The sequence below is a fragment of the Halogeometricum borinquense DSM 11551 genome (assembly GCF_000172995.2).
GTDB classification, from domain to species: domain Archaea; phylum Halobacteriota; class Halobacteria; order Halobacteriales; family Haloferacaceae; genus Halogeometricum; species Halogeometricum borinquense.
On sequence record NC_014732.1, the window covers coordinates 42920 to 62613 of the forward strand.

Genomic DNA, 19694 nt, shown 5'->3' on the forward strand with positions numbered 1-19694 from the left:
TTATGAGGGTTCCGCGAAGGGATTCAAGCATGCACGTAGCCGTACTCGGAGCCGGAACGATGGGACACGGAATCGCACAAGTGTCTGCGATGGCCGGTCACGACGTGACGATGCGAGATATCGAATCGGAGTACGTCCAGAACGGTCTCGACGCCATCGAAGAGAATCTCCGCGGAGGCGTCGAACGCGACAAAGTGACCGAAGCAGAGATGGCGGCGACGCTAGACCGTCTCACCGGAACCACCTCACTCGGAGACGCCGTCGCGGACGCCGACCTTGTCGTCGAGGCTGTCCCCGAGGATATGGAATTAAAGCAGGAGACGATGCGAGAAGTGGAGGGATTCGCCGACGACGACGCCGTCCTCGCCACGAACACGTCGTCGCTGTCAGTGACTGAAATTTTGAGCGCACTCGAACATCCAGAACGGGGGATCGGCATGCACTTTTTCAACCCGGTCCACATCATGGCGCTGGTCGAAGTCGTCGTCGCAGAGCAGACGGACGACGGAACGTTGGATCTCGCCCACGAATTTGTCGATGACATCGACAAGACTGCTGTGGAGGTACGCGACTCACCCGGATTCGCTTCCTCGCGTCTCGGTGTCGCACTCGGCGTCGAGGCGATGCGAATGGTCCAAGAGGGCGTTGCCTCACCGGAGGACGTAGACGCGGCGATGGAGCTCGGCTACAATCACCCGATGGGACCGGTCGAACTCGGGGACGTGGTAGGGCTTGACGTGCGCCTCGGCATTCTCGAATATCTGCGGGAGGAACTCGGCGAGCGGTTCCGTCCGCCGCAGATTCTCAAGCGAAAGGTTCGCGCCGGGAAACTCGGCAAGAAGACCGGCGAAGGGTTCTACGTCTGGGAAGACGGCGAGAAAGTCGGCGTCAGCGAGGACGTGATGGACCAATGAGTGACGAACCGGACGCTGACGAGACCCGCGACGTGGAATCAGTCGCCGACGACTGCGAAACGGTGAACGTCGCCGTTGACGACCGCGTGGAGGGCGTCACGACGGTAACGATGACCCGACCCGACGCACGGAACGCCCTGAACGCCCAGTTACGGGCGGAGTTGAAGCGTGTTCTCGATGCTGTCGAAGAGAGCGACGCCCGCGTCGTTGTCCTCACGGGAGCCGACGAGGCGAAAGCGTTTGTCGCCGGGGCAGACGTAACGGAACTCCGCGAGCGCGATATGCTGGCCCAACGGGAGGCGAGCAAACGACCCCGCGTCTACGAGTACGTGGACGACCTCCGGCAACCCGTTATCGCGCGACTGAACGGACACGCACTCGGCGGGGGGTGTGAACTCGCACAAGCGTGCGACGTGCGCATCGCACACGAACGTGCGAAACTCGGCCAACCGGAGATAAATCTCGGTATCATGCCGGGTGGCGGCGGCACACAACGACTCGCCCGACTGGTCGGAGAAGGACAGGCGATGCGTCTCGTTCTCAGCGGCGAACTGATCTCCGCCGAGGAGGCGTACGATATCGGACTCGTAGACGAGGTACACGACGACGAGACGTTCGACGAGCGTGTGTACGAACTCGCCGGGTCGATGGCTGAGAAGAGCGGTGTCGCCCTGGAATACGCGAAGAAAGCCGTCAAAGCCGCCTCTCGGATGGACCTCGAACAGGGAATCGAATACGAGGCGGAGTTGTTCGCCCAACTGTTTGCCACCGGCGATAAAGACGAAGGAATCGACGCGTTCTTCGAAGACCGCGACCCCGAGTGGCCGACCCGCTGACAGCAGTTTGCGTGTCTGAGTGGTCTATTCTGCTATTTTTGAGCAGTGCTGGTGAGAGATACAGTCCGAATTCGTTCGAGCAAAGAGAACCTCGACAGTGAAGAAAAACGTCGAACATCTTCGACCGGCGTATATAAAACCCCGATATAGACTGGTAAACGTATATCCACAATCGCCGCGACGTACGAAGTAGAACATGTGATACGCTATATCACGGGACGCACCGCGGACGGGAGCGCGCGTCACCGACGGGACGGCTGGCACGAGACGGCAACGTCTCCCGCCACCCTGTCGCCGGTATCGCGTGGTCCCGCACCCGAGGAGCGATGCCACTATCGCGAGCGGACGCAGACGCTCCAACCGTCGCCGGAGTAGGGAACCACAACGGACGCCAGTTTGCGGTTCCCGACGAACGGGGCGTCCGCACAGTGCGTCGTCTCCACACGGCCAGCTATCATTACATACCTACCTCTGTAACGAATCCGAGTAGCTGTGCCTCTCAGCGGCAATATATCACTAATATTCGCTAGATTATGTTCGAATACCTCGATTCAGCGGGAGGCCTCAATACAACTGTCCACAGGCCGGCTCCGGCGATAGAGCAAAGTACCCTCCGCGAGGATGGTCTAACGGATATGATTAAGATGGTCAATCATCTCGTCCGAAAGGACGACTACACGCACGAAGAGTTCGTTGAACGATGGCTAGGCGAGCACACCGACATCGCAAAGGAGATGCCGGGACTGAAGAAGTACACCACCAGCGTCCCGACAGACCCCGAACGCGCCGAGTACGACGGCATCATCGAACTTTACTTTGAGGACATGGCAGCACTCTCTGCGGCGTTTGAGTCCGAGGCCGGAGAACGGACAAACGCAGACGCTGCGGAGTTCATCGACATGGAAGCGGGGCCGACGATGTATGTGGAGGAAACGGTACAACTGGACGAGACCTGATCCATAGATACGAGCGAGCGATTTTCTACACGTCGGTTAGCCCGTGTAAGTAGCGCCGCAGGAAACACTTCTAAGATGCAACTCAGTCGTCGGAGTCGGCGGAGCCGACCACCTTGGCTATCTCTTCGGCCGACAGCATCTCATCGAGCCGTTTACCTCCCTCGTGCCGCTCAATCGCCTCAACAGTGAGGTACGGTTCGAGTTCACCCGCCAACAAGGCGGCTCTAAGTTGCGATTCCACATCGTCGGGGTCGTAACCGGAGACTGGCATGTTCGAACACACGGCCTCTCACACCGTATGTCTTTGTTCGGCTGAATCAACGGGTCGAGAGAAATACGGAGTTGCCGGCTCCCTCGAACAACGGTCAGGACGTTTGCGAATACTTCTCAACCCACTCTTGCAAGCTGATTCCCATCGTCGCCTGCGTAATGGCGTTCGAGGACGCCGAATTAGCGCTCTTGACGAGTTCAGCTTCGAGCGTCCGCGTCGGTATTTCACCGATAAAGTGTGGGATGGCACGCTGGACAGCCAGTGGACAGCCGACTTCGTGGGCGAGAGCATACCCCGACAGCGAATGGGGGACCTCCGCAGTGGCGTACTCGGGGTCAGGGGTAGAGAGCACGTCGTCATCGACGAAATCCACGTATTCGTAGCACTTGCCCACGTCGTGGAGGAGACAAGCGGCCCGAATCACGTCGAAGTCGGGGTCGGCACCGTGGAAATCGCGCTGTTCTTCCGCAGACTGGACCGCGATTCGGGTGACACCGCGAACGTGTTCGACGTTGGTCACCTCGTGGATGTTCCACGCGTATGGGATGTCCTCGATATCGGTCCATCCGCCGCGTTCGAGTCCGAGACACCACGCCTCGATCACCTGTTCGCGGAGTGTCTCGGCTTCAATATCGGCTATTTCGGGGAACGAATCTTTGACCTGTGACCGGTAGTCCCGAGTATGTTCGTCAGTCATCCATCACCACCCGGGTTCGCCGCTCGGCGAATCGCTCGGCGAACCCCTCGTCTGCCACCCCGTCCTTCCGGACAAGCAAAGCTACGTGCTTGTACATGGTGTCTACTCTGCTTTCACCCGCACAGATTATAAATCGTGAGGAAATTTCCAGTGGTCAACAATCGCGAGGTTACCAGTTTCCTCGCATGAACACGCCAAGAGAGGTCGCAAGGTGAGACACGAATAGTAAGACGCTACAGTAGAGACGTAACGGTTGAACGGCAAACTGCGACTGGCAGTCAGATATCTGTTGGGACGATAGAGCGAACAGAGAGCGTCTCCTCGCACTCGGGACACCGCTCAACACGGGCGGCACCATACACGTCACAATGGTACGAGGCATCGCCGCCCTGACCAAGCAGCAGTCCACACGACGGACACGGTTCTGGCCCGGAGTCGGCAGTTCCAAGCAAGCGGGCGAGCGGTCGAGACGCGTTTTGAAGCATCGTGGTACCGTGGGACATAGTACGTAATAATACTTTAGGTTAGTTCAGTGTACGTGTTCTGTCTCAAATCAGCACGAGTTCGTTGGAAAGAGACGTATCTGAGTTGTTATTTATAATTTCAATATGAAATACTACAGATATAGTGGTTAGAATTATATATTCGAGAACTGGCCGAGGAAGTCATCCCATAACAAGCGGGTCGGTTCGGTTGCAGACTGCGACGCGGTTGCTCGAAGGACTCACTGCGACTCAACAAAAGTAATTACATGATGTTGAATTAACATTAATTGTATTTCAATTACTGCTGCCATTCCAACAAAATAAAATTTAATAGAGGTGTTCTAGAGATAGAGAGTACACTGCCCCAATACGGGTATTCAACAGTTGCAGAAATGACCGGAACTTATCAAACGGCAACTCAAATAAGTTTCGTGGTTTTTGCCACTAATAGAAGTTTAAACGGTCGTGTAGACACTTTCATCACTCCTTCGAGATCCAGCCATTACACACATACTGTTGTAATTGAAATTCAAGTAATCTTATATATTTGTCTGAGAGTAGCAAACATTATAATATGAACTGACAAGAAATATTTGCTATCGGACGAAGGTCTCGTTAAGCCGGCGAAAAGAGATACGGAGGCTAGCAAGAATCACTCTGTTTGATGGGGATATAGAGGTACTCGGACACTTCCGGGTGAGTTTCCAGTCAGCAGAACAGCACTGGTCGGCCGAGAGTTCGATATTCCAACGGATAAAATCTCGGCGAGTGCGAGAAAGCGGTAAATCGGTAGTTTAGCGTCTCTAGGACCGCCCGATAGACGAGTTAGACTGTAACCAGTCAGTACAAGAAACAGTCAGGGGAAAGTATCTATCCTCCGAGCAGTTCTATCGTCATGATCGCCTCCATGGAGAACGCGTTCTGAAGTCTAATCTGTGAACAAGTGACAGTGACTCTATAACCAAACCCGTGGAAGTGTATCTCATCGATATTATGACCAATGGTAGCCGAAGACATCCACGGTGTACACAGTGCGGCGCACCGCTGACCCGCGCAGTGACCGGGACACTGGTCCTCTCAGCGACCGCACTGTGTCCAGACTGCGACCGAAGTGGATGACGAGAACGCTCAGAGTTCACATCAGGCACCGAAACCGAGCGGCCCTGTTCGTCGAAGAGAGATCACAGACACCGACGAGATCCCTCGAAACGGGATCAAAACGGTAGTTCGCTGTTAAGTCGATATTCGAGACGATAACTATTTTGGTTAATGGTGTAAGTTCTCCATGGACTGGAGAAACATCTTCAATGATGACGGGCGGTGCCGGCGGTGAATACGCCCGCAAAGCGCAGTTATAAGAAGCGAGGAGAGAGGCACGAGGGGCAATCTACGGAGTGGTACGAGCGCGAAGTCCCGGGTATCGTCTCCGGACTCGAAACATCCAATCGCCTCAGCAACCGGACGGCCAAAGTCGCGCGACGGCTCATACAACAGGGACACCACCGGACGGCACTCCACCTCGTCATGGACGAAGTAAACGACTCCTAATCAGACGACAGGAATCCATAGCCAACAAATAGATTTTCCGTCAATCGTCATAGGATACGTATGCAAACGGTAGTCCTCGCGGCAGGCGTTGGCAGTCGAATGTGGCCGCTCACGGCATCGAGACCGAAACCGATGCTTCCCGTTGCCGGGAAGCCCCTCGTTGCACACACCGTTGACGCCGCCGTCGAGGCGGGAGCGACGGAAATTGTCCTCGTTGTCGGATACGAAGCTGACGACGTGCGCTCGTTTTTCGGTACGGAGTATGCGGGTGTCCCTGTCGAGTACGCGGTCCAAGCAGAACAACTCGGGACGGCAGACGCCGTCCGGTCGGCACTGGAAGTACTCGAAGACGGATCGTTCGCCGTCCTCAACGGCGACGCGCTCTACGACGTGCCATCGCTAACGAACCTCTACGACGGCGGTCCCGCGGTTGGGTCGTTCGAAGTCGAGGACCCGACCTCCTACGGAGTCTTGAAGACAGACGGATCAGGCTACGTCGCCGGGGTGGTCGAAAAGCCGAGTAACCCGCCGTCGAACCTCATCAATGCGGGCGCGTACGTGTTTCCCGAAGCGGCACACGGATGGTTGCTCGACGTAGAGGCGTCCGAACGCGGCGAACTCGAACTGACGGATGTCCTCTCGCGTTCGTGCGAGACGTACGACGTGCGAACGGTGGCATTCGACCGGTGGTTGGACGTGGGCCGGCCGTGGGAGCTACTCGAAGCCAACGAGTGGAAACTCAGCGAACTGGAAACGCGAATCGACGGTGACGTGAGCGAGGACGCGGAGCTGAACGGTCCCGTCGTCGTCGAAGAGGGTGCAAAAGTGCGCTCGGGCGTCGTTATCGACGGACCTGCGCTCATTCAGTCCGGCGCGTCAGTTGGACCGAACGCGTACGTCCGCGGCGCGACATTGATCTGTGAGGATGCAAAAGTCGGCCACGCGGTCGAAGTGAAAAACAGCGTTCTCATGGAGGATGCAACAGTGGGCCACCTCGCGTACGTCGGTGACAGCGTTCTCGGCCGCAACGTGAACTTCGGAGCCGGAACCAACGTTGCCAACCTGCGCCACGACGGTGCGAACGTGAAACTGACCGTCAAAGACACACGTGTGGATACTGGCCGCCGCAAACTCGGAGTCGTTATCGGCGACGGCGCAAAAACGGGAATCAACAGCAGCCTCAATGCGGGCGTGGTCCTCTCACCGGAAGCGACGGTGATGCCGGGCGAGTCGGTTACACGCGACCGCTAACGCTCGCTGACAGCGTTTCTTAGAGAAACGAAGAAAGCAGAAAGCGACTGCTGGCGTACGACGCCCTTCGGGACAGGATTGAAAGGACAGACCGCCGCTATTACTCGCGTTTTCGGCTGTAAACGCCCATAAACGTCTCGAACAGTTCTGGCTCGAGGTTGAACTGGACATCGACGAGTTCGTTCTCGGCGTCGTAGTTCACCCGTTGAACGTCGATGACATCGAGAATCGTCTCCATTGCGTCGATTGTCGAGTCGCTCGGTCCCTGCTCGATCCTGATTCCTTCCTCGTCCACCGCGAGGGAGAGCCCATCAATACGTGTCTGGTAGGAGCCTTTCGAGGTGCTGAGAAGCGGATTACAACGCTCGACGAGGCCGAGTTCGTTCAGACGGTCGAGGCGACGGTATATCGTGGATTCAGAGACGTCACAGGAGTCTGCTAGCTCCTCTGCCGTGACTGGCCCTTGCTTGCCCGCAACCAGGATTTTGCGCGCAACGTCGTCTCCGAGCGCGTCAAGGAGGTCATCACTCTCGACTTCCTCCAAGAGGAGGGACGACGATGCAACCCAATGTGTGCTCGCTGCCATGGAGTCATCTATGGAGATTACCTACCTTATGTAATCACCACATACTGAGAACGCTGTGAGAGTAGTCCGACCGTACCGGTCCCCGTAAGCATCTCATACCGGAACGTGAGAATAACCTTCAAAAACTGCAAGAAGGCATCTCTCGGTGTTTTTGGAGATCAATTGTATATTATTAGAGATTTAACGCCACTTTATCCGGGTTAGACTGTCAGATTGTATAGATAATCTTGGTGTTGTGTTGACAACCAAAGAGCGCCGCCAAGCCCGGCGCGCGCATGTCAGTGTACAGTCACCGATTTGGCAAGATTGCGCGGCTTATCGATGGGGCGGTCAAGGAGATCTGCAGCGTGGTACGCGACCAGTTGGAGTTGGACGCTTACCGGGATACCAGCAACGTCGGGATGTGTTTCTGGAATCGAAAGTACGTAGTCAGCGAACTCCGCGATTTCGCTGTCAGTCTTGCTCGTAATAGCGATGACTGGCGCACCGCGGGCCTGTACCTCCTTCATGCTGCTCAGAGTCGCCTCGTCCTCGAACCCGGTGAAAATAGCGAACACCGGCGTGTTCGGTGTGACGAGCGCCAACGGTCCGTGCTTGAGCTCTGACGCAGCGAATCCCTCGGCGTGCTCGTACGTGATCTCCTTGAACTTCAGCGCGCCCTCTAGCGCCGCCGAGTGAGCGATGCCGCGGCCGATGAAGAAGTACGACTCGCTGTCTTCGATTTCCTGCGCGAGTGCCGGTGCGACGGAGGTGTCGAGTATCTCCTGAACGTGACCGGGGAGACGCGACAGCGCCTCGACGAGTTCTCGGCCGTCAGTGGTTCGAGTGCCGGTGATGTCCTCGACCAGTCGTTCGCCGAGGAGCGATAGGGCCGTAACCTGCGAACAGAACGTCTTGGTCGCGGCAACGCCGATTTCTGGGCCGGCGCGGATGAGAAGCGTATCCTCACACTCACGGGTGATAGATGACCCGACAGTGTTGGTGACCGCGACAGTGTCGGCACCGGCGCTCTTCGCGCGGCGGATCGCGTCGAGCGTGTCTGCGGTCTCACCGCTCTGTGTGACGGCGATGACCAATGTTCCGTCCGTTACGGGTGGACAGACCAGTCCGTACTCGCCTGCTTGGAACGCGTACGCCGGAACACCCCGCGAAGAGAGCATCGACGACGCATACATCGCGGCGTGATACGAAGTTCCCATGCCGACGAACTGGACCTGATCGACATCTGTGAACGTTTCCGGCGGGAACTCGTCCAGTTCGACGGTTCCAGTGAGCGCGTTCAAGCGGCCATGAATGGTGTTACGGAGCGAACCCGGCTGTTCGTGAATCTCTTTGAGCATGAAGTGCTCGTAGCCGCCCTTGCTTGCGGTTTCGGCGTTCCACTCGACGCGCTGGACTTCGCGCGAGACGGACCGACCCGCCCCGTCAGTAATCTCGTAGCCGTCGGGTTCGACGACGACGAAGTCACCATCGTGAAGGTAGACGACTTGGTCCGTGTGCTCGATAAACGCCGGAACGTCACTGGCGAGGAAGTACTGACCCGGGCCGATACCGAGACAGAGCGGCGACCCCGAACGAGTCGCGTAGATGGCCTCGTCGCCACCGATGATGGCGGCGATGGCGTACGTTCCCGAGAGCCGGGCGATGGCTGATCGGAAGGCCTCTTCTTCGGTTGCACCGGTGTTGAGTTCCGCTTCGATGAGATGTGGGACGACTTCGGTGTCCGTGTCGCTGGCGAAGACGTGCCCGTTCGACTCAAGTTCCTTCTTCAGGGACTGATAGTTCCCGATGATGCCGTTGTGAACGACGGCGATGCGCCCGGATTCGTCCGTGTGCGGATGTGCGTTCTCGTCGGTCACCCCTCCGTGGGTGGCCCAGCGAGTGTGTCCGATTCCGAGGCTGCCCGACATGGGATCAGACTCGACGGCCGCGACCAGTTCGGACACTTCACCGACCTTTTTGTTCAGTTCGATGCTGGAACCGTTTTTGACGGCGAGACCTGCGGAGTCGTAGCCGCGATACTCTAGCCGTTCGAGTCCTTCCAACAACGGTTCGACCGTATCGTCCTGCCCGATGCACGCGGTAATTCCACACATGTTATGCTGCCACCTCTGATTTCTCGCGGACGGGTCCGTCCACGACGACACCGGCACCGACGGTGGCCTCGGCGCCGACACTGCTACCTGCCGCAAGTGTCGCGTTCGCACCGACCGTAGCACGGTCGGCGACGATACTTCCGATTTTGCGGTCCGTGTAGAGTCTACCATCCACGACGACATCCGCTCGTCCGCCCGGCGAGGCGACGCAATCTCCGATACGCGCGCCAGACCCGACGACGGAGTCACGAAGAAGCGTGTGCGCCCCGACGTGCGCGTCAGTCGAGAGGATGGACCGCTCGACGACGGCGTTGGCTCCGACGTGGACGTTGTCCTGCAGACACGTCCCCGGACGAATGACCGCACCGGGACCCACGTCACAGTCTTTACCGATAACGACCGGTCCCTCGACGACTGCGGACTCGTGGACACGTGCGGAGTCTGCGACGTACACGTCCGAACCGAAGCGACTGCCCAACAGCGTCTCGGAAACCGAAAGTAGCTGCCACGGTGTCGAGGGATCGAGCCACCCGCCGTTGACGAGGATGGACGTGACGGGACCGTCGAGATGTTCGATGGCGTCCGTTAGTCGAATCTCGCCTTGCCACGGTTCGGTCCGGTCGAGGGCGGCAAACACCGACTCGTCGAACACATAGACGCCCGCGTTTACGACGTAGCCCTCGCGTTCGACCGGATGTTCGTCGATGTCCGCGATGAGACCACGGTTAGTGATGACGACGCCGTACTCCTCGGGAGTATCCGAGTGGGCCACTGCCACGGTGGCAGCGCAGTCGGTCGAATCGTAGCGCTCCAGCGTCGATGTCACGATTGCAGCGTTGATGATGCTGTCTCCGTTGACGACGAGGAACTCGCCGTTTACCATTCCAGTCGCCTGCAGCAACGCATGGCCGCTTCCGAGCCGAGATGGCTGCTGGACGAACTCGATGTTCGCGCCCTTATACTCGGCAGTGAGGTGCGTCTGGATGCGATCCCCACGATAGCCGACGACCACGACGACCCGTTCGATACCACTCTCAACGAGTGCATCGAGAACGTAGTCGATGACCGGTCGGTTTGCGACTGGAAGCATCGGCTTTGGGAGGTACTTCGTGAGCGGACGAAGTCGTCGTCCCTCACCTGCGGCGAGGACCACTGCCTCGCTGACAGCACTCATCCGTGTACCTCCCGGAACGGACGAATCGACAGCGTACCGTTCGGCCGGGTGGCGCGTAGTGGCATACTACGATAGGAGGACCCAACTGGCATTGTTATAAGCATCGTGTCCAAACCGCAGTGAGACGTTAGGGCGACCGTTGTCAGAGAATGGCCCGCCTGATTCCGGCATCTTGTAGCCTCTATGAGAGTTCTACGATCAATCAGTCACTAATCTAATCTAAATCAGTAGTTCTGACGTAAGACACTGCTAAGAAACAGAGACAGTAATTCCGGATTATATTTCAGACGCGAAAGAAAGCTTGGACAAGATATAATCGTAGTCGTTCACTGTCAAGTCTGTGGAGACGGCGTAAACGGTGCAAACGAGAGAGCAGTATGTAGTGGGATGACAAATCAAGTACGTGAATCGAGTGTAAGCAGGCGAAGAACCGTAAAAAAGTCCGAGTTACCGGTCGAGGTCGTGCTGGTGGTACGTCTCCATTGCCGTCAAGACGACGAGTGCCGTGGTGCTGACGACTGCCCACGCGGCATCGGGAACGAGTGCAAAACCAGGCGCACCGAGGAGACCCGCAGCGACACCGATACCGACAACGCCAGCGACGGCGGCGTTGCGCTTGGACGATGACGACCCTGCGTCGTTCTGCGCAGGTGTAGAGTCACCAAGATACGGCTCGAGCTGTTCGGCCATCTGCTTTAGCGTGATATCGCCGCGATTCTTCTCGAAGTCGATGACACCGGAGTTGGCCATCTTCGGAAGATGACACTGATATAGTCCGATGTACACGCGTTTGCGCTGACTGGAGGAGAGTTGAGCGATTTCGATGTCGTTCTCTTTTGCGGCGATGTACTCGGCCATATCACCGAGTTTGGCCTCGCCGTCGTTTTCTTTGAGATATCGAATTGCGTCGCGTCGTCGCTGGTTCTTCAGTAACTCAAAGATTGTATCTTTCGTAAGGAGTTCCTGAACGTCTTCTTGTTCGTGCTGTTCGACCGCGTCCGCCTCGGGGGTCGAGGCATCCTGAGTCTCGGATTGAGTTAGTGTTTCGAGTGCCATCTGCCTACCTCCCTCTCGTTGAGAGTACCGTTGCGTCGGTCGTCGGTGCCACCCACCAGGTTAATTGGGTATTTCTCGATTGATCCGCGATGGGCGACGACCTAACGTCGCTGGTTCGACCCCGCACGAGAGGTCAACTATCCTTTTTTCAGCAGTCATCATATACCTGCCTTCGAGTCGCAGGTTCTGCTTCTGTTCGCGCAGCAAGAGTATTTTTTAATAGACCGACATGAGATATTAAGATGACACGTTCGAGAAATCGGATCGATAACGGCGAGAGATTGTCTCGCTAACCGGTACGACACACCGAAATTCGAGATTGAACGAGAATCGAGAAAACAAGAATGATAAATACGACTAGTATCTGCATGGACTGCAAACAAAACTGATAATGAACACGTGAGTGACTCAGTACTCAGTACTCAGTTACGCCGCTCGTCGTGCGACAACAGTTGAACCAGTGTTAGTTACCAACGACTAGTAGGATACTGAAGGAGGATGCCGCGCGCGCCGCACGTAACTGCCGACGCGCAGTCATTCGATTAGCGTCTCGAACGAGTCCGTCGTTTCGTCACCTTCCAACTCAAGGAAGTACTGCGCTCCGACGAGAACAAGTATCGCGGTCGAAACGAACACCGCGATAGCTACCCATGGGAGTGCGGCAAACAGCGGAAGCCCAATGATGCGCGCGAGTATGGCGAGCCACCCAACGACGCCTAAGATAGCGTAGTAGGTCGCCCACGGTCGGGGTTCATCTTCCGTCCGCATCCAGAAGAACCCCTCTCTCGCAACCTCCGGCGTGAGCGCGACAATGCGCTCTTCGTCGTCGTACGAGACGATTCCAGCCTCCTCCAACTTCGGGAGATGGGTCTGGTACAGCGAGATGTACACTCGCTGTCGCTCCTCGTCCGTCACTTCATCCACTGATGTGCCGTTCTCGACGGCCGCGATTCGGGCCGCCAACTGTTTCAGGCTCATCTCGTCCCCAGCCTCGTGGAGATAGTAGATGATGTACCGACGACGAGAGTTACTGAGTATTCTGAACAACTCGTCTTTGGATAGGTCGATCATCACATTTCGTATCAGGCGTGTCTCATCCCGCGCGCCCGCGACTGCCGATGCAAATCGCCGAGTTGACGTATTCGACTCAGTATCTTTGTTATCGACCTACTTATGCCGTTACGGCGGTGCCTACTGGCAGTAATCGGCCGTAATCATCATATCGTCTGGGTTTTTTACAGATGAAAAATTTGCAACATATTTTCCGGGATAAAGCCAATCATTAGTCGATGGTGACTGGTGCAAAGTCAAGTACGGCGCAAATCTAAACCTACCAAGCGGCGTTAATACCCGCACATCGGACGTATACTGGTGGCTAACAATACCGGATGGGGACAAATGACGGGTCGAGACGAAGATGTTCGAGTTAACAGGCTTTCAGCGTGACCTCCTGTACGTGATTGCAGGATCCGAGCGACCCTCAGGACAGGAGATCAAAGAGAAGATCGGCAAAGACGTTGGTGAAGTCAACCACGGACGACTGTATCCAAACCTCGACGCGCTCGTCGAAGAGGGATTAGTGGACAAAGGCCAGCAGGACCGCCGAACCAACTACTACACAATCTCCGAGTCGGGACGACAGGCAATCCGAAAACGGCGTGAATGGGAGAATCAGTACGTCTCACTGGATGAATAAGCCGAGTACAGGCGCATCGGCACGACGAGCGACCTCTTGCATGAACATGGTCGAGCACTGGATAGTAGCCTCACACTCGAACGCCACCCTCTTTTTGTCCATTTGACCCCCGACTGACGGGTCGTGTGCGTATCACCACATCCGCAGGAGCCGATGCCGACGTACTGTCTGTCAAATCTGAGTCGAGACTCACTGTTCGGTAGCAATCAACGACCGATTACCAACCCTCGAAACCATTGCCTTCGGCTGGGTCGTCTTCGAAAATTGTTGAACAGTCCGATCCCGGTGTAGTCTGCCGATTGCATCGGTTTCGCGCACGCACAGGTGCCCTATAACAAAGCGTGTACGGGACCCCGATAGGGTAGAGACGGACACATGACGATTTACATGACCGAGGCTGAACGAACCGAGGACGGTGCTCGACACGAACGGCATCGCGTCTCCCGACACCTATGACGGCCACTAGTGACGGGACGCCGAAGGTAGCCATTATTCTCGGGACTCGACCAGAGATTATCAAATGCGCACCCCTCATCAAGGCGTGCGACCGACGAGGAGTAGACTGTCTTCTCATCCACACCGGCCAGCACTACTCGGAAGACCTCGATCAGGTGTTCTTCGATCAGTTGGAACTCCCGACACCGGACTACAACCTCGAAGTCGGATCTCGTTCGCACGGCGAACAGACCGGTCGGATGCTCGAAGGTATCGAGAACCTCCTCGAAGCACACACACCGGATATCGTTCTCGTGCAGGGTGATACGAACTCGGTACTTGCGGGTGCGCTCGCGGGCGCGAAATCGAACATTGACGTGGGTCACGTCGAAGCGGGATTGCGGAGTTTCGACCGCGAGATGCCCGAGGAGACGAACCGGGTCGTGACCGACCACGTCTCTGACTACCTGTTCGCACCGACGGAGGAGACGAAACGGTATCTCGAACGGGAATCGGTTCCGGGCGAGATAGTCGTCACCGGGAACACCATCGTGGACTCACTCTACGAGTACCGTGACCTCGCTGCAGAGAAAAGCGATGTTCTCAACGAACTCAACGTGGCAGAAGACGACTTCTATCTCCTCACCGCACACCGTGCGGAAAACGTCGATACCCGGGACAGTTTCGACCGACTGCTGGAAGGCGTTTCACGCTTTGCGGCACAGACCGACCGTGAAGTCGTCTACCCGATACATCCCCGCGCACAGTCGCGCCTCGATGAGTTCGGTCTGGCGGTGCCCGAGGAGATTCGGACAATCGAACCCCTCGACTTCCTCGATTTCCTCCGACTGGAGTCGGCCGCTGCACTGGTGTTTACCGACTCCGGTGGCGTGCAAGAGGAGACGTGTATTCTCGGGACACCCTGTGTGACCCTCCGGTACAGCACGGAACGTCCGGAAACGGCTTATGTGGGTGCGAACTGTCTGGCTGGACTTGATCCCGACGACATCGTCGAGGCCGGGACGATGATGCTCGGAAAGTGCGCCGACTGGGATGTCCCGTTCGGTGACGGTCGTGCCGCAGAACGTATACTCGACGTACTCGCCGTCGGAGCGGAACCCGACGCAGCAGAGGTCCCGACATGAAAATCTGTGTACACGGAATCGGTTACATCGGACTCGCAACAGCGGCACTGTTCGCAAACAACGGTCACGACGTCGTCGGCTATGATCCCAACGAGAAACTCGTCGAAGAGTTGCGTGCGGGGAACCCGCGTACTACAGAGGACGACCTCCGCGAGTACGTCCTCGACGCACTCGATGAGGACTTCGAACCCTCGAACGAGGTGGTCGAAGCCGACTGTCATATCATCTGCGTTCCCACACCCTACGAAGAAGAGTCAAAGCGCGCCGACCTCTCGTACGTCGAGATGGCGGGGCAGACCGTGGCTGAACATCTCCGCGAGGGAGATATGGTTATCCTCGAATCAACGGTGCCACCGGGAACGACCGAGGAAGTACTTGCGCCCATCCTCGCGGCAGCAGAGTTGACGCCCGGAAGGGACTTTTCGCTGTCACACTGTCCGGAGACGGTCCTCCCGGGAAATATTGCGCACGAACTGGTCCACAACGACCGCATCATCGGCGGCATCGACGACGAATCGACCGACAAAACCATCGCTCTGTACGACCCGCTCGTGGAGGGCACCATCCACCGCGCTCCCGATGCGACGACAGCGGAGTTCGTGAAACTCTCACAGAACGCCTACCGCGACGTGAACATCGCGTTCGCAAACGAACTGGCCCGCGTGGCGGCCGACTACGGGATCAGCTCACGCGACGCCATCGACTTAGCGAACGTCCACCCGCGCGTGGATATTTTGAACCCCGGACCCGGCGTCGGCGGACACTGTCTCCCAATCGATCCGTGGTTCCTCGGACAGTTCTCTGACTCGCTGAACCTCATCGAAAGTGCCCGGCGAGTCAACGACGGGATGATAGACTTCGTCATCGAACTCCTCGAAGACGAACTTAGCTCGCTCGAAAACGCCGACATTGCCGTACTCGGCGTTGCGTACAAGGGGAACGTAGACGATGCGCGACACAGTCCGGGTCTCCGGCTGGTTGAACGCCTGACGACGATGGAGCCACGGGAAGTCGGTGCAGCAGCGGCCGACGGGGGACAAACCCGAGCGTGCGGCAGCGTTCGCGTTCACGATCCCCACGTTGAGAGCGACGAAAGTAGCGATATCGACATCGTAGACCTCGAAACCGCTCTCGACGGCGCGGACGCAGTTGTTGTTTGCGCCGGTCACGACGCGTTCTGCGATATCAACCCGGCCGAAGCGGCCGACCTGATGGACGGACGCGTCATCGTCGATAGCTTCTCCATCCTTGATGCGGTCACTTGGCGCGAACACGGGTTCGACTACGCAGCAATATAATTCGGGCGTCATGCGACCCGGCAAGTACCGTTTGCCACGGATAATACGAGATTAAATGTTCCAATATTGATGAACAGACTGTCTGTTTAGAGGGCTATTCACAAAACCCTGAAAGACGCAATATCGGCACTTTCAGAGGCTCCTAAGGCTTATTTACCACAAGACTTATTTTGTTAATGGGACTGAAATAAGGTATGGGATGCGACGAAGTTGACGGTCCCACCGATGTGGAGACCGACCACGACAACCAGAACCACGAATCCGACGACATGGGGGCTTCAGCGCTGGGGACGCTGGGGACCGAGGGCGGCACCGAACCGAGACAAGACCAATACCTGACGCTCCGACCAACCGGAGACGGCGTCGCCACGTTCGAAGCGACAGTTGACGGATACATCAAATCAGCCGACAGTCTCGGCGCGAAAATCCCCGGTCTCGGCAAGAGCGCCGAAGACGCGATACAGAACGAACCACGACAATACATCCTGACCGGCGAACTTACGAGCATCAGGATCAACGGTCCCGCTGCCGCGTTCCTCGATGGGGAACGCGTTGCCTGACGGCTCAAACGCCGACGGTTGCACCACCAATCGGAATCACCACCCGGGAGAGCGGCAGCACTAATCGAAACCGACAGTCGAGAGCAGACAACAACAGCGGACACGGTGGTGTGGTTCGCGGCTTTCCATCGTCTCCCGACGAAGCTGTCGAGAGAACCGTCAGTTTAGTCGCCGTCGTCAGCAGATGACGCCGCTGAGGAGAACTGCGACCGCTCCACCGCATCAAGTTCCTCAAGTCCGAGTTCACCCCGCTCCGCTCGTATGAGGCGCTCAGCGCGGTCGCGGTCTTCCGGATACCCAACGTCAACACGCCATCCATCACACGGAATTGCGGAGATAGTCCGGCCGGATCGGATGAGTAGATCGATGGCGTCCGGGAGTTCGTACTCGCCGCGGTCGGAGGGTTGGACGAGGTTGCAGGCGTGGAAAATGGCGGGCGAGAACGTGTAAAAGCCCGTCATGACAAGGTTCGATTCGGGATTGTCCGGTTTCTCGACGACTTCGACGATGTCGCCGTCGTCGTTCGTGACACAAACGCCGTATCGAGACGCCTCGTCCCACGGAACCTCTTCGACCAAGAACGCCGCATCGGCGTGGTCGTCGTGCTGTCGCGCGACAACTTCGTCAAGGTTGGCCTCGAAGATGTTGTCGCCGAGCATCAGCATGAAGTCGTCGTCAACGTGCTCTTCGGCGGTGAGTACGGCGTGTGCGAGACCGAGTGCCTCCCGTTGGTGGGCGTACGTGATCGGAATGTTGCGGTACTCGTCACCGAATCGGGCGATAATCTGCTCTTTCCGGTGTCCGACGACGAGAATGAACTCATCGGCATCGAGTTCGGAGAGCGTATCAAGGCAGTGTTCGAGAATCGGTCGGCCGTCAACTTCGACGAGCGCCTTCGGTTTATCGTTCGTCAGCGGTTGGAGACGGGTTCCCTTTCCAGCGGCGAGGACGACTGCTTTCATCAGAGATAGCTACGGCTAGAGTACGGATTGTTATACCATATCTACAGCTAGAGCGCAGATTGTTATACGGCGGATAGCGGCGCGGCCCCCCGCGCCACATCCGCTACTGTGCGGGTCGAACCCGTTCAGACGGTTTCAGGCAGACAGCTTGGTGTTCGAGCCAACGCGTCGCGGCAGCGAGCCGGGAGCATCCGAAATGCGACCACGTTGCCTGAACAAGAATACAAATGTGCTAGAACATTATAAATAGTATTACACCAAATAGAGAAATACGCAACACCTGAAAGGGTTAGGCAGTGATTTGTGTCCGTTCAGGTCGTTATTTCTTCTTTCTCGATAAGACTAGTTACTTCCTCTAAAAGCGCGTCAGCTTTGGATTCCTGTCTCGCCTCGGCTGTCACGCGTACGAGCGGTTCGGTTCCGCTCGCTCGAACCAGGAGCCACCCGTCATCAGTATCAACGCGCACACCGTCTGTCGTATCGATGTCGTCGTATTTCGCGGAGAGAAGCCCGTCAATAGCCCGCATTGCGCTCGCTTTGTCATCAACCGGGAGACTCAGTCGCCGCGTGGTGTACCGAGACGCCGCGATATCGGCGACCTGCTCGGAGAGCGGTCCCTCGCGGCGAATCAAGTCTGCGAGCCGGAGCGCTGCATAGTTAGCATCGGGTGCGAGCGTCTGATCCGGCCAAATCCACGCGCCACTCGGTTCACCGCCGAAGACGAACCCGGACTGTGAGACGGCCTCGGCGATGTACACGTCACCGACAGGCGTGTAAACGACAGTCCCGCCCGCAGACGCCACCACGTCGGCGACGAGGAGACTGGTATCGACCGGGACGGCGACAGAATCACCCGGAGAAACAGCGTCACGCGCAAAGAGCGCAAGAAGAACGTCGCCGGGAACGTACTCACCGGTGTCAGAGACGGCAACCATCCGGTCGGAATCGCCGTCGTGAGCGATTCCGAAATCCGCGTCTAGCGCAGGCACAGTTCGTTGGAGTGTTGTGAGCGTCTCAGCGTTCGGTTCACTCTTGCGCGCTGGGAAGGTGCCGTCGGGTTGCGCATCGAGCGTGTTCACGGTTGCACCGAGTTCGTAGAGGGCATCCACAGTTACCCGCCCAGTGCCGTTACCGAGATCGACGACCGCATTCAACCCCGTCATCGAGTCGAACTCGTCCGTGATAGCTGAAACGTGACGTTCGACGGCGGAGCGGTCCGTGGACTCGCTTCCGAACGAGTCCCACGTCGCGCGCGCACTATCGTCGTTGTCGAGTCGTCGCTCGATACGCTCGTTCTGTGTCGGCGAGAACGCCTGTCCCGACTCGTTCCACAACTTGATGCCGTTGTCCGCTGCGGGATTGTGCGAGGCAGTGATGGCAACGCCAACGTCCGCTCCGAACCACTCGACGCTTCGCGCGATAGTCGGCGTAGCGGCAACACCGACGCGAATCACGTCGGTCCCACACTCGCGGAGACCGACACTGAGGGCGTCTGCGAGGACATCACCCGTAACGCGAGCATCCCGCCCAACGACAGCCCGGTCGGCTTCCACAGCGACTGCCTGTCCGATATGGAGTGCGAGGTCGGCGGTCACCGTCTCACCGACAGGTCCGCGAATACCGCTCGTTCCAAACATACGAGACAGTCACCTCGGCTGACTGCATTGGTATGCGTCACCTATAGTCTCATCCGTAACGAGAGTAGTATCATCTGCAACAACAGCGCCA

20 protein-coding genes are annotated in these 19694 nt (G+C 57.4%); 9 read left to right on the forward strand and 11 right to left on the reverse strand.

Features of this window, described 5'->3' with window-relative positions:
* The first annotated feature begins 29 nt into the window (after positions 1-29).
* A complete protein-coding gene (locus tag HBOR_RS18430) occupies positions 30-914 on the forward strand; it encodes a 3-hydroxyacyl-CoA dehydrogenase family protein (protein WP_006055768.1) in 885 nt (294 codons plus the stop codon).
* The gene (locus tag HBOR_RS18435; protein ID WP_006055769.1) at positions 911-1750 is read left to right on the forward strand and encodes an enoyl-CoA hydratase/isomerase family protein; all 840 of its coding nucleotides are present in this window, start codon (positions 911-913) and stop codon (positions 1748-1750) included. Before HBOR_RS18430 ends, HBOR_RS18435 begins: the two co-directional genes overlap by 4 nt.
* Before the next feature lie 332 nt (positions 1751-2082).
* Here the strand turns inward: HBOR_RS18435 and HBOR_RS20500 are convergent, their stop codons facing one another.
* Positions 2083-2208: a hypothetical protein gene (locus tag HBOR_RS20500; RefSeq protein WP_275039858.1), complete on the reverse strand. Its 126-nt coding sequence runs from the start codon at positions 2206-2208 to the stop codon at positions 2083-2085.
* A 177-nt stretch (positions 2209-2385) separates the two neighbouring features.
* Here HBOR_RS20500 and HBOR_RS18440 point away from each other — a divergent pair, with 177 nt between their 5' ends.
* Positions 2386-2706 carry an EthD family reductase gene (locus tag HBOR_RS18440; RefSeq protein WP_049890742.1) on the forward strand — a complete coding sequence of 107 codons (321 nt, stop codon included), beginning with the start codon at positions 2386-2388 and terminating at the stop codon, positions 2704-2706.
* Between the two features lie 82 nt (positions 2707-2788).
* Here the strand turns inward: HBOR_RS18440 and HBOR_RS18445 are convergent, their stop codons facing one another.
* From HBOR_RS18445 to HBOR_RS19590, 3 genes are all read right to left on the reverse strand, one after another.
* Positions 2789-2977 carry a hypothetical protein gene (locus tag HBOR_RS18445; RefSeq protein WP_006055771.1) on the reverse strand — a complete coding sequence of 63 codons (189 nt, stop codon included), beginning with the start codon at positions 2975-2977 and terminating at the stop codon, positions 2789-2791.
* A 94-nt stretch (positions 2978-3071) separates the two neighbouring features.
* Positions 3072-3674: an HD domain-containing protein gene (locus tag HBOR_RS18450; protein ID WP_006055772.1), complete on the reverse strand. Its 603-nt coding sequence runs from the start codon at positions 3672-3674 to the stop codon at positions 3072-3074.
* Positions 3675-3952: 278 nt separating this feature from the next.
* Positions 3953-4159, reverse strand: coding sequence for a hypothetical protein (locus tag HBOR_RS19590; RefSeq protein WP_144018735.1), 207 nt, complete (start codon positions 4157-4159; stop codon positions 3953-3955).
* 1329 nt (positions 4160-5488) lie between these two features.
* On the opposite strand from HBOR_RS19590, the gene HBOR_RS18455 reads away from it, so the two are divergent.
* Together HBOR_RS18455 and glmU are read left to right on the forward strand one after the other, a co-directional pair.
* Positions 5489-5707 carry a hypothetical protein gene (locus HBOR_RS18455; protein ID WP_241432377.1) on the forward strand — a complete coding sequence of 73 codons (219 nt, stop codon included), beginning with the start codon at positions 5489-5491 and terminating at the stop codon, positions 5705-5707.
* Between the two features lie 60 nt (positions 5708-5767).
* The gene (glmU, locus tag HBOR_RS18460) at positions 5768-6958 is read left to right on the forward strand and encodes a bifunctional sugar-1-phosphate nucleotidylyltransferase/acetyltransferase (RefSeq protein ID WP_006055775.1); all 1191 of its coding nucleotides are present in this window, start codon (positions 5768-5770) and stop codon (positions 6956-6958) included.
* 100 nt (positions 6959-7058) lie between these two features.
* On the opposite strand, the gene HBOR_RS18465 is transcribed toward glmU, so the two are convergent.
* The 5 genes from HBOR_RS18465 to HBOR_RS18485 all read right to left on the reverse strand — a co-directional run bounded on the left by HBOR_RS18465 (position 7059) and on the right by HBOR_RS18485 (position 12941).
* Positions 7059-7544, reverse strand: a complete 486-nt coding sequence (locus tag HBOR_RS18465) for a winged helix-turn-helix domain-containing protein (RefSeq protein ID WP_006055776.1) — start codon at positions 7542-7544, stop codon at positions 7059-7061.
* Positions 7545-7822: 278 nt separating this feature from the next.
* Entirely contained in the window at positions 7823-9640 is a 1818-nt protein-coding gene (gene glmS / locus HBOR_RS18470) for a glutamine--fructose-6-phosphate transaminase (isomerizing) (protein WP_006055777.1), read from the reverse strand.
* Between the two features lies 1 nt (position 9641).
* Positions 9642-10814: a sugar phosphate nucleotidyltransferase gene (locus HBOR_RS18475; RefSeq protein ID WP_006055778.1), complete on the reverse strand. Its 1173-nt coding sequence runs from the start codon at positions 10812-10814 to the stop codon at positions 9642-9644.
* 447 nt (positions 10815-11261) lie between these two features.
* Entirely contained in the window at positions 11262-11870 is a 609-nt protein-coding gene (locus tag HBOR_RS18480) for a DUF7344 domain-containing protein (RefSeq protein ID WP_006055779.1), read from the reverse strand.
* 534 nt (positions 11871-12404) lie between these two features.
* Complete coding sequence (locus HBOR_RS18485) at positions 12405-12941, reverse strand: DUF7344 domain-containing protein (RefSeq protein ID WP_006055780.1); 537 nt, start codon at positions 12939-12941, stop codon at positions 12405-12407.
* 346 nt (positions 12942-13287) lie between these two features.
* On the opposite strand from HBOR_RS18485, the gene HBOR_RS18490 reads away from it, so the two are divergent.
* The 4 genes from HBOR_RS18490 to HBOR_RS18505 all read left to right on the forward strand — a co-directional run bounded on the left by HBOR_RS18490 (position 13288) and on the right by HBOR_RS18505 (position 17004).
* Entirely contained in the window at positions 13288-13566 is a 279-nt protein-coding gene (locus HBOR_RS18490) for a PadR family transcriptional regulator (RefSeq protein WP_006055781.1), read from the forward strand.
* Positions 13567-14018: 452 nt separating this feature from the next.
* The gene (gene wecB / locus HBOR_RS18495) at positions 14019-15146 is read left to right on the forward strand and encodes a non-hydrolyzing UDP-N-acetylglucosamine 2-epimerase (protein WP_006055782.1); all 1128 of its coding nucleotides are present in this window, start codon (positions 14019-14021) and stop codon (positions 15144-15146) included.
* Complete coding sequence (locus HBOR_RS18500) at positions 15143-16444, forward strand: nucleotide sugar dehydrogenase (RefSeq protein WP_006055783.1); 1302 nt, start codon at positions 15143-15145, stop codon at positions 16442-16444. Before wecB ends, HBOR_RS18500 begins: the two co-directional genes overlap by 4 nt.
* Before the next feature lie 194 nt (positions 16445-16638).
* Positions 16639-17004, forward strand: a complete 366-nt coding sequence (locus HBOR_RS18505; protein ID WP_006055784.1) for a hypothetical protein — start codon at positions 16639-16641, stop codon at positions 17002-17004.
* 164 nt (positions 17005-17168) lie between these two features.
* On the opposite strand, the gene aglF is transcribed toward HBOR_RS18505, so the two are convergent.
* A complete protein-coding gene (gene aglF, locus HBOR_RS18510; protein ID WP_006055785.1) occupies positions 17169-17966 on the reverse strand; it encodes a UTP--glucose-1-phosphate uridylyltransferase AglF in 798 nt (265 codons plus the stop codon).
* A gap of 311 nt (positions 17967-18277) precedes the next feature.
* The gene (gene glmM, locus HBOR_RS18515; protein ID WP_006055786.1) at positions 18278-19603 is read right to left on the reverse strand and encodes a phosphoglucosamine mutase; all 1326 of its coding nucleotides are present in this window, start codon (positions 19601-19603) and stop codon (positions 18278-18280) included.
* Between the last annotated feature and the right edge of the window lie 91 nt (positions 19604-19694).